The organism is Algoriphagus aquatilis (assembly GCF_042657405.1).
GTDB lineage: Bacteria > Bacteroidota > Bacteroidia > Cytophagales > Cyclobacteriaceae > Algoriphagus > Algoriphagus aquatilis.
Window position 1 is genome coordinate 134,234 of the sequence record NZ_JBHSKS010000009.1, and the last position, 12,832, is coordinate 147,065.

Genomic DNA, 12,832 nt, shown 5'->3' on the forward strand with positions numbered 1-12,832 from the left:
AACCGATGCTTTGTCTTTTCCAATCCCTTTCTAAATTTGCTTACCTATTATGAGAACAATCGCAAACAAGTACTGGTGGTGGCATTCTTCAACTTTCCAAGGGAAAGCTCAGAAAGCCGTTGCCTAAATTTTGCGCAGCACATATCACAGAAGGCTTACTGGATTTCCCGGTAAGCCTTTTTTTATGCAAAAAATTAATCCCTGATGAACCACGTCAAGTATCCGATTCTCACTAACTACCGCAAGCGACTGGCTGATACCATCACGCCGGTGAGCATTTACCTGCAGATCCGGGATCGATTTGCCAATCCGATTTTGCTCGAGTCCTCTGACTATCACGGACAGGAAAACAGCTATTCCTACATCTGCTTTAATCCTTTGGCGACCTTTGACTTCAATGCCGGGAAGGTCACCGAGAAGCTCCCCGATGGCAAAGAGCAAGTTTACGAAGTCACTAGGCAAAAGCGTCTGATGGACTGTCTGCGTGCTTTTGGGAATAAATTTGATCCGACTCCGGATAAGTTTAAGTTCAGCACCAATGGGCTGTTTGGATACATTCAATACGATACGGTGGGCTGGTTTGAGGATATCAAACTGAGCAAAACCACTCCCAACGAGATCCCAATGATGCACTATGCGATGTATCAAAACATCATCGTGGTGGATCACTACAAAAACGAACTGCACCTCTTTGAGCACCGAGTGGCTGGGGCAAACAATCCCGAATACATTGCTGAGATTGAAACGCTGCTTAACAATAAGAACATCCCGGCTTATTCCTTCAAAACCGTAGGCGAAGAAGTTTCCAACTACACGGATGAAGAGTTTTTGAAAATTCTCAATCAAGGTCGTGAGCATTGCTTCCGAGGAGATGTGTTTCAGATTGTGCTTTCGAGACGCTTTTCCACCGAGTTTAAAGGCGATGAATTCAACGTCTATCGGGCGCTGAGGTCGGTCAATCCTTCTCCTTATTTATTTTACTTTGATTACGGTTCTTTCAAGGTCTTTGGCAGTTCGCCCGAGGCACAGATTGTGGTCAAAAATCGTAAAGCTACCATTTTCCCGATCGCCGGCACGTTCCGAAGGACAGGCAATGACATTGAGGATGCCGAATTGGCTAAGAAGCTTTTCGATGATCCCAAGGAAAATTCTGAGCATGTGATGCTGGTGGATTTGGCCAGAAATGACCTTTCCCGATCATCAGATGTCGTGGAGGTGGAGGTTTTTAAAGAGATTCAATATTACTCCCACGTGATTCACTTGGTTTCCAAAGTTACTGGTCAGCTCGCTCCAGGTGCTAATCCGCTTCAACTGGTGGCGGATACCTTTCCGGCGGGTACCCTTTCCGGTGCTCCTAAATACCGGGCGATGGAACTCATCGATGGACTTGAGAATGTAAGTCGACAATTCTACGGAGGTGCGATCGGCTACTTGGGTTTCAATGGAGACTTCAATCATGCCATTTTGATCCGTTCGTTTGTCTCCGAAAATAATCACCTGAGATTCCAAGCTGGTGCGGGAGTGGTAGCGAAAAGCTCGATACCTTCGGAATTACAAGAAGTAGCAAATAAGTTGGAAGCGTTGAGAGTGGCGCTGAGGGCGGCAGAGAGTATTTGAGTTGAAATGTTGGAAGGTGGCAAGGTTGTAAAGTTGGTTGAAACCTTAATCCTATAATTATGAAAGTTAACAGTTTCGAGGAGTTGGTTATCTGGCAGCGTGCGATTAAAATTGGTGTTCAGATTTATCGTCTCGCAGATCAAAGTCCTCTTAAGAATGACTATAAATCTCGAGACCAATTGATAGGTAGTGCTGTTTCGATTTCCAACAACATTGCTGAAGGCTTTGAATACAATAATCGAGTTCAATTCATTAAGTTTTTAGGATATGCGAAAGGTTCTGCTGGAGAACTCAGGAGTCAACTAGCATTTTTAGTTGAAGTCAACAGAGTTTCGAAGGAAGAATATCTGAGCATTAAGGAACAATTGATTGGGCTTTCAAGGCAGATAAAAGCTTTGATTACTTATCTGAAAAACAAAAAAGATTAAATCAGGAGAGATGAAAAAATGGAAAGAATTATCCTGGGATGCTCCTTAAGCTAGAAACTTAATCCATTTAAAATCAGACATAGTTTAGCGAGACCCAACCACTCTCAACTTTGCAACCTTCCAACTTTACCACTTTACAACCCTATTCAAAAATAAAACGATGCGTATTCTAGTTCTCGATAATTACGACTCCTTCACCTATAACTTGGTCTATATCGTCCGGCAGTTGGGTTATGGATCGCAGATGGATGTCTTCCGAAATGATAAAATCAACTTGGAAGTTGTTGCCAACTACGATAAGATTCTCCTTTCTCCCGGTCCTGGAGTTCCTTCCGAAGCTGGGATTATGCCGGAGTTGTTGAAGAAATATGCCTCTTCCAAATCGATTCTTGGTGTTTGCCTGGGACATCAGGCGATCGGGGAGACATTTGGCGGTAGCCTCATCAATCTATCGGAAGTGCTTCACGGAGTAGCCTCTGAGGTGACGGTGCAGGATGATTTGTTGTTCAATGGTGTTCCCCAAACCTTCAAAATCGGTCGTTACCACTCTTGGGTGATTGATGAATCCACGCTATCTCCCGATCTGGAAGTAATCGGTAGGACGCCTGACCAGCAGATCATGGCTGTGCGCCACAGTCAGTATGATGTTCGTGGAGTCCAGTTTCATCCGGAAAGTATATTGACCGAAAATGGAGTCAAAATCATGCAAAATTGGTTAGAATCTTAACCTCAAAGTTCACCCTATCACCAACCTTGAACATGAAAGATATTTTAAACCAATTGATCGCACATCAGACACTGTCTCAAGATCAGGCACGTGAAGTGCTCAAAAATATCGCTACTGGAGTCTACAATACCAGTCAAATTGCAGCTTTTATGACGGTTTACTTGATGCGGAGTATTACAGTGGAGGAGCTTCGAGGATTCCGTGAGGCCATGCTAGAGCTGTGTATTCCTGTGGAAATCGCCGAATACGATGCTATGGACCTCTGTGGCACAGGAGGAGATGGAAAAGACACCTTCAATATCTCCACACTTTCCTCATTTATTGTGGCCGGAGCTGGGCAAAATGTGGCTAAACACGGCAACACGGGTGTTTCCTCCATCTGCGGTTCATCCAACTTACTTCAGTATTTCGGGTATCAGTTTACCAATGCCATCGGAGAAATCCGACGCTCCTTGGATGAAGTCGGTCTTTGCTTTCTTCATGCCCCGCTTTTTCACCCTGCGATGAAAAATGTAGCTCCGATCCGAAAAGAGCTTGGTGTGAAAACCTTCTTCAATATGCTTGGCCCGATGGTCAACCCAAGTTTTCCAAAAAAACAATTGGTTGGGGTTTTTAGCCTTGAACTGGCTCGTTTGTATGGGTATTTGTACCAAGAGACCGAAGGGAAATTTTCCATCCTTCATGCCTTGGATGGCTATGATGAGATTTCGCTTACAGGTCCTTTTAAAATGATTTCCAATTCGGGGGAAAAGCTTTACCATCCTGAAAATATCGGCCTTGCCAAGCTTACCGCTGAAAGTATCAAAGGTGGAGATACCGTCGAGGAATCGGCCAAGATCTTTGAAAATATCCTTCGGGGAAAAGGCGAAAAAGCCCAAAATCAAGTGGTCATTGCCAATGCAGCAGCAGCCTTGGTGACAGCTCGGGAAGGGTTGAGCTTCACAGACGCGGTATTGGAGGCTGAGGAGGTTTTACTAAGCGGCAAAGCTCTCCAAGTGTTTAATGGCCTCGTCAATCCCCAAACCACCGTTTCATTTGCCTAATTATTGATTATGAATATTTTAGAAAAAATCATTGCAGACAAGTACAAAGAAGTCGAAGAGAAAAAAAGCCTGACTCCAGTCAAATTGCTGGAAAAAAGCGCCTTTTTCTCTGGACCAATTGTCTCCATGAAAAAGTATGTTACCCATCCTGAAAAGTCCGGAATCATCTCCGAATTTAAGCGAAAATCTCCTTCCAAAGGTTGGATTAATGCCTCTGCTGCTATTGAGCAAGTGAGCATTGGGTACATGCAAGCTGGCGCTTCAGCGTTGTCCGTTTTGACAGATAAGGAATACTTCGGCGGCACCAATGAGGACCTCAAAACTGCCCGGAAATTCAACTATTGTCCGATTATCCGAAAGGACTTTATCGTGGATGAGTATCAAATCCTGGAAGCAAAGTCTATCGGTGCGGATTGCATTTTACTGATTGCTGCGGCTTTGGAACCGGAGAAACTAAAATCATTGGCCTATTTCGCCAAGAGTCTTGGGCTTGAGGTACTGATGGAAGTGCATGATGGAGAAGAGCTAGACCGCAGCCTTTGTGATGGTTTGGATTTGGTTGGGGTGAATAATCGAAACCTCAAGACTTTTGAAGTATCCATAGATACTTCCCTCGCCTTAGTAGACCGTATTCCTGCCAATTTTATAAAGGTTTCCGAAAGTGGGATTTCTGACCCTGCTACCTTGATTCAGTTGAAAAAAGCCGGTTTCGATGGGTTCCTGATCGGTGAAAACTTCATGAAATCCAGCCGTCCGGAGCAAGCGGCCTATAACTTCATTAAGGAATTTCGAAAGCTACTAGAAACCGAACTGACCAAAGCCTGATGGAACTCAAAGTTTGTGGCATGCGGGAACCGGACAATATCCGACATCTGATTTCGGAAGTTGCTCCGGATTGGATGGGATTGATCTTTTATCCCAAGTCTCCTCGCTATGTTTCAGATGAAAAAGCTGATGAATTGAAGGGCAAGCCAGTGAAAAAAGTTGGGGTATTTGTCAACGAAAGTGAAACCGAAATCTTAAGAAAAATAGACCAATTTGGCCTTTCTGCCATTCAGCTTCATGGAAATAAATCTGTGGAATTTGTCAAAGATCTTTCAGGAAAAACCGTTGCTGAACTCTGGAAAGTAGTTTCGGTTGGAGACGAGATTGATTGGGAAAGTCTGGAAGGCTACCTGCCATTTGTGACCAAATTCTTGTTTGACACGGCCACAGCTGCACATGGTGGTTCGGGAAAGCGCTTTAACTGGAAAGTTTTGGAAACTTATCCCTTCGACAAAGGCTTTCTACTTAGTGGAGGATTGGATGGAGAAAGTGCTGAAGAGGTCTTGGCTTTGCAACAGCAAATCCCCCAACTCCAAGGAGTGGATCTGAACTCAAAGTTCGAAGATGCTCCTGGGGTGAAAAACATTGAAAAACTGAAGAATTTCAAAAGTCTTCTGATTTACAAGGAGACTAATAACTGAAAACTTATTAACTAATAACTCATGATTAGGGTAGATGAAAAGGGATTTTACGGAAAGTTTGGCGGGGCTTATATCCCCGAGATGCTTCATCCGAATATTGAGGAGCTGAGGGATAACTATGAGGCGATTGTGGCAAGTCCGGAGTTCCAGCAAGAGTTTCAGACCCTGCTGAGAGATTTTGTGGGACGTCCGACTCCGCTCTATTTCGCCCATCGTCTTTCTGAAAAATACGGAGCCAAAATCTACCTCAAGCGAGAAGACCTCTGCCACACCGGCGCGCACAAAGTCAATAATACCGTGGGGCAAATCCTTTTAGCCAAAAGACTGGGCAAAAAGCGCATCATCGCCGAGACGGGAGCCGGTCAACACGGTGTCGCGACGGCCACGGTTTGTGCCTTGATGGGCATGGATTGCACGGTGTACATGGGCGAGTTGGATATTCAGCGTCAGCGCCCCAATGTGGAGCGGATGAGAATCCTCGGTGCCAAAGTGGTACCTGCTACCTCTGGATCCAAGACCCTCAAAGACGCGACCAACGAAGCCATGCGTGCCTGGATCAATGATCCTGTCGGAACGCATTACATCATCGGTTCGGTCGTAGGTCCACATCCCTATCCGGAGATGGTAGCCCGATTCCAATCTGTGATTTCGGAGGAAATCAAGTGGCAGCTGAAGCAAAAAGAAGGACGTGAAAATCCTGATGCCGTCATCGCCTGTGTGGGTGGAGGATCGAATGCTGCAGGTGCCTTTTACCATTACTACAATACACCTGAAGTCCGCCTGATCGCAGCCGAAGCAGCTGGACTGGGCGTGTATTCCGGTAAGTCAGCAGCAACAACCGCGCTCGGTACTCCAGGGATTTTGCATGGCTCCAAGACCATCCTGATGCAGACTGAAGACGGACAAGTGGTGGAGCCTCACTCCATTTCTGCAGGCTTGGATTATCCGGGAATAGGGCCGGTTCATGCGCATTTGTTTGACATCGGAAGGGCTGAGTTTGTCGCTGTGGAGGATGAAGACGCGATGAAAGCTGGAATTCTACTCAGCCGAACAGAAGGAATCATTCCTGCTATCGAAACTGCCCACGCCATCCATGCCCTCAACATGATCGAGTACCGCAAAGACGACGTGATCGTGATCAACCTTTCCGGCAGAGGAGACAAGGATCTGGAGACGTATATCAAGTGGGGAGGATATTAATAACAGTCCGATGCTGGGTGTCGGATGTCCGATGGCCTAATTAGGTCATACAGCGGTCATCGGACATCGGACATCAAACAACAAAGAAATGAACAGAATTCACTACTTATTCAATACCAAACAGGATCGGGTGCTCTCGATCTACTTTACGGCGGGTTTTCCCAAGCTGGAGGATACCATTCCGGTCATGGAAGCCATTGAGGCGGGAGGCGCAGACATCATCGAAATCGGGATTCCCTATTCCGATCCGATTGCCGACGGTCCCACCATCCAAGACAGCAATATGATTGCTCTCGAAAATGGCATGAGCATGAAGAAGCTTTTTGATCAACTCAAAGGTTTCCGTGCCAAAGTCCATCTGCCGGTGGTCTTGATGGGATATCTGAATCCGATCATGCAGTTTGGGATGGAGGAGTTTTGCAAAAAGTGCAAGGAAGTCGGAGTGGACGGACTTATTGTTCCTGACTTACCCATGCAGCAGTATTTGGATGAATACAAAAACTTATTTGACTCCTACGGCTTGGTCAATACCTTTTTGATCTCTCCGCAGACTTCCGAAAAGCGTATCCGGGAAATCGATGAAAACACCGACGGTTTTATCTACATGGTGTCTTCCCATTCGATTACGGGAGCCAAGGCAGATATTTCGGATGAGCAGATTGCCTATTTCGAGCGGGTGAAAGCCATGAACCTCAAAAATCCCCGACTGATCGGCTTCGGTATTTCCGATGCCCAAACCTTTACTACCGCTTCTCAGTACAGCAATGGAGCCATTATTGGTTCGGCATTTATCAAAAAGATTAAAGATGCTCAAGATCTAAGTCAGGATATTCAAGCCTATTTGAGAGCAGTAAAAACACAGTAAACCAAAATCAATTTCAGAATTTTGACTTACGATTGATGATCCTTTGGCCACCCAAATCCCCAACCGAGAATTCAACTTTTGGGTTTGAGGATTGAGGTTCAAAATCACCTCGTAAATCGTACTTCGTAACTCGTACTTCCCCATGATTATCCAACTTCAACTCGATATCACTGATTCCCAAAAAGAAAAACTGATCTCCAAAGTCAATGAAATCGGCTATAAAACCACCGAGGTCAAAACCCAACTCGGCGATTACATCATCGGTATCGGCAAAAATGAATTTGACATCCGCCGCATCGGTCAAATGGACGGCATTCAGGACATCCACATCGTCTCGGACGAATACAAGCTCGTTTCCAAAAAGTGGAAAGCCAAGCCGACTTCAGTTGATCTAGGCGATGGCGTCTTTATCAAGGATGGGGAAATGGCCATCATTACCGGCCCTTGCTCCATCGAGTCCGAAGAGCAGATCCGCAAAGTCGTCAACCACTGCGTGGAAAATGGCATTACCATTATGCGTGGTGGGGTGTTTAAGCCTCGTACTTCTCCTTATGCTTTCCGAGGCATGGGCATCGAAGGGCTACAGTTGTGGCATTCGATTGCTGCGCCTGCCGGGATCAAGATTGTAACTGAAGTGATGCAGCCTTCTCAGATCGAGGATATGTATCCGTATGTAGATGTTTACCAAGTTGGTGCGCGAAATTCTCAAAACTTCAATCTCCTCGACGAGCTCGGAAAAGTAGACAAAGCCGTGATGATCAAGCGGGGGATTTCTGGCACAATCGAAGAGCTATTGCAATCGGCAGAGTATGTTTTTGCAGGAGGAAATGAAAAATTGATCCTCTGCGAGCGAGGCATCCGAACCTATGAGCGCGCTTCCAGAAATACGCTTGACTTGAATGCCATTCCGATTTTGAAAGCAAAATCACACTTACCGGTAATCGTCGATCCATCTCATGGGATAGGAATTCGAGCCTATGTGCCTCAGATGGCCCTAGCCGGAGTCATGGCCGGAGCGGACGGCATCATCTACGAATCTCATGAAGTACCTGAGAAAGCTTACTCCGATGGTCAGCAGACGCTGGACTTTGCCCAAAGTGCAAGACTAGCTGCTTGGATCCGAGAGATTTTCGCGAAAAGGAAAACATTTGAGTTGCTGTAAAATTTGTTTGTGCTTAGCCAAAACCCTGTGTAAATTCACCACATGAATCCAACTCCAAGAACCTACGTACATCATTCTTATCATCTTCTTCATTGAAGGAATAGGGATGACTTTGGTTTTTGCTGAATAAATTTAAAAGGCCTATTCCCAATCCGGTATAGGCCTTTTTTAGTTTTTGAGTACGATTTAGATTACCACATATAAACCCAAATAGTAAATGAAAACCCAACTTAAAGACTGGGTCTTTTCTGACCCGAGATTAAAAGACTTGAGGCAAGATTATGCCGCTTACACTGAAGAGGATTTCAACGTGTGGAAGATTCTCTTCGATCGGCAAATGCCAAACCTGCCCAATGCAGCCTCCAAAGCTTACTTGGAAGGGGTAAAGGCTGTGAATTTCACTGCCGAGCGCATTGCCAACTTTGAGGAGCTAAACGAGATCCTCGCCAAGACCACCGGATGGCAGGTTCATGTGGTGCCAGGATTGATAGATGACGATTTGTTTTTCGGATTGATGAACAATAGGCGTTTTCCCTCATCCACTTGGCTGCGCAAAATGGAACAGCTGGACTACCTCGAGGAACCGGACATGTTTCACGATGCCTTTGCCCACATGCCTTTGCTGACCAATCAGCACTATGTGGATTTCCTGGAAAAGCTCAGCGGAATTGCGCTAAAGCACATTCAGGATCCTTGGGCGATTCAGTTGCTGAGCCGGATTTATTGGTTTACGATTGAGTTTGGATTGATCAGAGAAGATGGCGAATTGAAAGTGTATGGAGCAGGGATTTTGAGTTCTGCGGGTGAGACCAAGTTTTCTCTTTCAGACGAACCCAGGCACTTTCCCTATGATGTGCGCCACATCATGAGTACCGAATACTGGAAAGATCGCTTCCAGGATAAATATTGGGTGATCGACAGCTACGAGCAGCTTTTCAATTCCCTTCCCGAAATCGAGGAAGTGCTTGAAGAAATGTTGAAAGAAAAGATGGAAAATTAAACAGTCCGAAGACCGAAGACCGAAGACCGAAGCACAGACTTCCGTCTTCCGTCTCCTGTCTTCCGTCTTCACACATGAAAATAGCAGTAATCAAATACAACGCGGGCAATGTCCAGTCTGTCCTTTACGCCTTGGAGCGATTGGGGGCTGATGCGGTTTTGACGGATGATCCGGAGGAAATTCACGCAGCTGAAAAGGTCATCTTTCCCGGTCAGGGAGAGGCGAGCTCGGCGATGACCTACCTCAAAGCCCGCCAACTTGACCAAGTGATTAAAGACATCAAACAGCCATTTTTGGGCGTATGCTTGGGTTTACAATTGCTCTGTGAACACTCAGAGGAAAATGACACCGAGTGCTTGGGGATCTTTCCGGTGAAGGTGAAGCGCTTTATTCCGGAGAATTCACAGGAATTCAAAGTGCCTCATGTGGGCTGGAACGAACTCGAAAATCTAGCCGATAACGTCTTGCTGAAGGACCTTCCCGATTCGAAGTTTCTGTACTATGTGCATAGCTACTATGCCGAGTTGAGCGAAGCCACAATTGCCACCACGCATTACATCCATGACTTTACCGCCATCCTTCACCGGGATAATTACTGGGCGATTCAGGCCCACCCCGAAAAAAGCAGCACGGTAGGGGAGAAATTGCTAGCTAACTTCTTAAACATTTAAAGGATTTACGATGTACGATTTTTGATTTACGACATGTTGAGGAACTTCAGACGAAATTCTCAAAGTTTAAATTTTGGGTGGCATGATTGAAGTTCAGAAAAGGTCGTAAATCGTCATTCGTAGATAGTAAATTAATCCCCCAGCCCCCTTTGAAAGGGGGAGTTGGCCTAATAGAACCTCAAACCTTAAATCCCGCAAGTCTTGTGTCTTAGGTCTTGCATCTAAAGTCTTATCATGTATATAATACCAGCAATTGATCTCATCGGAGGCAAGTGCGTTCGCCTCAGTCAGGGCGATTACAGCAGCAAAAAAGAATACCACGACGATCCGCTCGAAATGGCGAAGCGCTTTGAAGGCGCCGGGATTTCTCGCTTGCATCTAGTGGACCTCGATGGGGCCAAAGCCAAAAAAATCATCAATGGAGATGTCTTGGAGCGAATTTGTGCGGGGACGAGTTTGCAGGTGGATTTTGGTGGAGGAATTCAGGCCGATAAGGAGATTGAAAAAGCCTTTTCACTAGGAGCCAAGCAAGTGACCGGAGGAAGCATCGCAGTGAAAAATCCGACTCTATTCGACGAGTGGATTACTAAATACGGATCGGAGAAAATTATCCTCGGAGCCGATGCAAAAAACAAGAAAATCGCGGTCGGAGGTTGGGAAGAAACGACTTCCGTGGATTTGATACCTTTTATCCAAAATTACTTCGACAAAGGAATTCGCTATGTGATCTGCACCGACGTGGCCAAGGATGGGTTGCTTCAAGGCCCTTCGGTGGACTTGTACCACGAGATTTTACAGGAAATTCCCGAGTTGAAGCTCATCGCCAGTGGAGGTGTATCTTCAGTCAAAGACTTGGAAGAACTCGAGAAAGTTGGTGTCTACGGGACGATTGTAGGCAAAGCGTACTACGAGGGGAGAGTGACGTTGGAGGAATTGGCAGCCTTTTAAGTTACGAGTTACGAATGACGATTTACGAGATTGTTAGGATCCACAAATCCCAAATTCAAAGGTTTTGATTTCCTGTTTTAGGATTGAAGTTAAGCTTGATGTCGTAAATCATAAATCGTAAATCGTAAATAAAAAAATATCGAACACCGAACTTCGAATGAAGAATAATGAAGTTTTGAATACTATAAAATGCTAACAAAGAGAATCATCCCCTGCCTCGATATCAAAGACGGCCGTACGGTCAAAGGGGTCAATTTTGTCCAGCTTCGAGATGCCGGGGATCCGGTAGAGTTGGCGAAAATCTACTCGGACGAAGGGGCGGACGAACTCGTCTTTTTGGACATCACAGCAACAGTCGATAAGCGAAAAACACTGGCTGAATTGGTGACCAAAGTGGCCAAAGCGATCAATATTCCATTTACCGTAGGAGGAGGTATTTCCACCGTGGAGGATGTGAAGGTACTTTTAGCGGCAGGCGCAGATAAGATTTCAATCAACTCCGCAGCGGTGAAGAATCCCGGAGTAATCGACGAAATGGCCAGAGAATTTGGCTCCCAATGTGTCGTCGTGGCCATCGATACCCGAAATGTGGACGGGATTGATTTTGTCCATACCCACGGGGGAAGAAAGCCCACGCTACTTCGAACCCAAGCTTGGGCGGAGGAGGTAGCTGATCGAGGTGCGGGTGAGATTTTACTTACTTCTATGGATCATGACGGCACTAAGGCAGGCTTTGCTAACGAACTGACGGCTGAGATTTCTTCGGCTTTGTCTATTCCCGTGATTGCCTCGGGCGGTGCGGGAAGCATGCCGCATTTCAAGGATGTGTTTACCTTTGGAAAAGCCGATGCGGCATTGGCAGCAAGTATTTTCCACTTTAAGGAAATCGGGATTCCTGAGTTGAAGGAATATTTGATTGGAGAGGGGATAAGTATTAGGAAATAATTAGAAGTACGGTTGAAATACAATAGAAATAGATCCTGAAAAGTCAGGATGAAATAGCAGGAGTTGAATTGATCTCTATTTATTTCTGCCCGATTTATCGGGCTATATTTCGAGTGTATTTCTTCCGTATTTCAAAGAAATAAAAAACATGAACATCGACTTTACTAAAATGAACGGCCTTATCCCTGCCATTGTCCAAGATGCCTTGAGTGGAAAAGTCCTCATGCAGGGCTTTATGAATGCCGAGGCCTTGGCAAAAACGCAGGAAACTGGGATGGTGACTTTTTTCTCTCGAAGCAAAGATCGTCTGTGGACCAAAGGAGAGACCTCGGGCAACTTTATGGAGTTGGTGTCGGTCGCCGCTGACTGCGATGGAGATTCTATATTGATCAAAGCCAATCCAAGAGGTCCCGTGTGTCATACCGGAGCAGATACCTGTTGGGATGAAGAAAATACCTCAAAAACTGGCTTTATCGACCAGCTTCGCGCCATCATCAAAGACCGAAAAAACAATCCTTCCGATAAATCCTACACGGCATCTCTTTTTGCCAAAGGCATCAATAAGATCGCTCAAAAAGTAGGGGAGGAAGCTGTGGAAATCGTGATCGAAGCCAAGGACGATAATAAGGAGCTTTTTCTTGGAGAGGCGGCAGATTTGTTTTTTCACTACCTCGTGCTGCTCGAAGCCAAAGGCTATGAGCTGGATGAAGTGATGGAAGTGCTGATGCAGCGGCATAAAAAGTAAGAAAACCAAAAGCCC

General features: G+C 45.7%; 14 protein-coding genes. All 14 read left to right on the plus strand.

All coding sequences use genetic code 11. From position 1 onward, the window contains the following. The first annotated feature begins 204 nt into the window (after nucleotides 1–204). On the plus strand, nucleotides 205–1,617 hold the full coding sequence (locus ACFPIK_RS12450; protein ID WP_377915727.1) for an anthranilate synthase component I family protein: 1,413 nt from the start codon (nucleotides 205–207) through the stop codon (nucleotides 1,615–1,617). Nucleotides 1,618–1,676: 59 nt separating this feature from the next. After that, entirely contained in the window at nucleotides 1,677–2,045 is a 369-nt protein-coding gene (locus ACFPIK_RS12455) for a four helix bundle protein (protein WP_377915729.1), read from the plus strand. Between the two features lie 160 nt (nucleotides 2,046–2,205). Further along, nucleotides 2,206–2,772 carry an anthranilate synthase component II gene (locus ACFPIK_RS12460; protein ID WP_377915731.1) on the plus strand — a complete coding sequence of 189 codons (567 nt, stop codon included), beginning with the start codon at nucleotides 2,206–2,208 and terminating at the stop codon, nucleotides 2,770–2,772. 32 nt (nucleotides 2,773–2,804) lie between these two features. Beyond that, nucleotides 2,805–3,815, plus strand: coding sequence for an anthranilate phosphoribosyltransferase (gene trpD, locus ACFPIK_RS12465; RefSeq protein WP_377915733.1), 1,011 nt, complete (start codon nucleotides 2,805–2,807; stop codon nucleotides 3,813–3,815). A 9-nt stretch (nucleotides 3,816–3,824) separates the two neighbouring features. Then, nucleotides 3,825–4,640: an indole-3-glycerol phosphate synthase TrpC gene (trpC, locus tag ACFPIK_RS12470; RefSeq protein ID WP_377915735.1), complete on the plus strand. Its 816-nt coding sequence runs from the start codon at nucleotides 3,825–3,827 to the stop codon at nucleotides 4,638–4,640. After that, nucleotides 4,640–5,281, plus strand: coding sequence for a phosphoribosylanthranilate isomerase (locus ACFPIK_RS12475; RefSeq protein ID WP_377915737.1), 642 nt, complete (start codon nucleotides 4,640–4,642; stop codon nucleotides 5,279–5,281). The genes trpC and ACFPIK_RS12475 overlap by 1 nt, the downstream gene beginning before the upstream one ends. 21 nt (nucleotides 5,282–5,302) lie before the next feature. Continuing rightward, a complete protein-coding gene (trpB, locus tag ACFPIK_RS12480) occupies nucleotides 5,303–6,481 on the plus strand; it encodes a tryptophan synthase subunit beta (protein ID WP_377915739.1) in 1,179 nt (392 codons plus the stop codon). Between the two features lie 88 nt (nucleotides 6,482–6,569). Further along, nucleotides 6,570–7,346 (plus strand): tryptophan synthase subunit alpha, encoded by a 777-nt coding sequence (trpA, locus tag ACFPIK_RS12485; RefSeq protein ID WP_377915741.1) that lies wholly within the window; start codon nucleotides 6,570–6,572, stop codon nucleotides 7,344–7,346. A 142-nt stretch (nucleotides 7,347–7,488) separates the two neighbouring features. Further along, nucleotides 7,489–8,508: a bifunctional 3-deoxy-7-phosphoheptulonate synthase/chorismate mutase gene (locus ACFPIK_RS12490; RefSeq protein ID WP_377915743.1), complete on the plus strand. Its 1,020-nt coding sequence runs from the start codon at nucleotides 7,489–7,491 to the stop codon at nucleotides 8,506–8,508. Between the two features lie 217 nt (nucleotides 8,509–8,725). Then, complete coding sequence (locus ACFPIK_RS12495) at nucleotides 8,726–9,508, plus strand: phenylalanine 4-monooxygenase (RefSeq protein ID WP_377915745.1); 783 nt, start codon at nucleotides 8,726–8,728, stop codon at nucleotides 9,506–9,508. 74 nt (nucleotides 9,509–9,582) lie between these two features. Continuing rightward, the gene (gene hisH / locus ACFPIK_RS12500; protein ID WP_377915747.1) at nucleotides 9,583–10,179 is read left to right on the plus strand and encodes an imidazole glycerol phosphate synthase subunit HisH; all 597 of its coding nucleotides are present in this window, start codon (nucleotides 9,583–9,585) and stop codon (nucleotides 10,177–10,179) included. 234 nt (nucleotides 10,180–10,413) lie between these two features. Further along, nucleotides 10,414–11,127: a 1-(5-phosphoribosyl)-5-[(5-phosphoribosylamino)methylideneamino]imidazole-4-carboxamide isomerase gene (gene hisA, locus ACFPIK_RS12505; RefSeq protein ID WP_377915749.1), complete on the plus strand. Its 714-nt coding sequence runs from the start codon at nucleotides 10,414–10,416 to the stop codon at nucleotides 11,125–11,127. Nucleotides 11,128–11,316: 189 nt separating this feature from the next. Next, nucleotides 11,317–12,072, plus strand: coding sequence for an imidazole glycerol phosphate synthase subunit HisF (hisF, locus tag ACFPIK_RS12510; protein WP_377915751.1), 756 nt, complete (start codon nucleotides 11,317–11,319; stop codon nucleotides 12,070–12,072). 139 nt (nucleotides 12,073–12,211) lie between these two features. Further along, on the plus strand, nucleotides 12,212–12,817 hold the full coding sequence (hisIE, locus tag ACFPIK_RS12515; protein WP_377915827.1) for a bifunctional phosphoribosyl-AMP cyclohydrolase/phosphoribosyl-ATP diphosphatase HisIE: 606 nt from the start codon (nucleotides 12,212–12,214) through the stop codon (nucleotides 12,815–12,817). Nucleotides 12,818–12,832: the final 15 nt, after the last annotated feature.

Bases quoted from the DNA above. Each gene is read 5' to 3' on its own strand.
- ACFPIK_RS12455 (WP_377915729.1), top strand. From the start codon at position 1,677: ATGAAAGTTAACAGTTTCGAGGAGTTGGTTATCTGGCAGCGTGCGATT.
- ACFPIK_RS12490 (WP_377915743.1), top strand. From the start codon at position 7,489: ATGATTATCCAACTTCAACTCGATATCACTGATTCCCAAAAAGAAAAA.
- ACFPIK_RS12460 (WP_377915731.1), top strand. From the start codon at position 2,206: ATGCGTATTCTAGTTCTCGATAATTACGACTCCTTCACCTATAACTTG.
- ACFPIK_RS12475 (WP_377915737.1), top strand. From the start codon at position 4,640: ATGGAACTCAAAGTTTGTGGCATGCGGGAACCGGACAATATCCGACAT.
- ACFPIK_RS12495 (WP_377915745.1), top strand. From the start codon at position 8,726: ATGAAAACCCAACTTAAAGACTGGGTCTTTTCTGACCCGAGATTAAAA.
- hisF (WP_377915751.1), top strand. From the start codon at position 11,317: ATGCTAACAAAGAGAATCATCCCCTGCCTCGATATCAAAGACGGCCGT.
- ACFPIK_RS12450 (WP_377915727.1), top strand. From the start codon at position 205: ATGAACCACGTCAAGTATCCGATTCTCACTAACTACCGCAAGCGACTG.
- hisH (WP_377915747.1), top strand. From the start codon at position 9,583: ATGAAAATAGCAGTAATCAAATACAACGCGGGCAATGTCCAGTCTGTC.
- trpD (WP_377915733.1), top strand. From the start codon at position 2,805: ATGAAAGATATTTTAAACCAATTGATCGCACATCAGACACTGTCTCAA.
- hisA (WP_377915749.1), top strand. From the start codon at position 10,414: ATGTATATAATACCAGCAATTGATCTCATCGGAGGCAAGTGCGTTCGC.
- trpA (WP_377915741.1), top strand. From the start codon at position 6,570: ATGAACAGAATTCACTACTTATTCAATACCAAACAGGATCGGGTGCTC.
- trpC (WP_377915735.1), top strand. From the start codon at position 3,825: ATGAATATTTTAGAAAAAATCATTGCAGACAAGTACAAAGAAGTCGAA.
- trpB (WP_377915739.1), top strand. From the start codon at position 5,303: ATGATTAGGGTAGATGAAAAGGGATTTTACGGAAAGTTTGGCGGGGCT.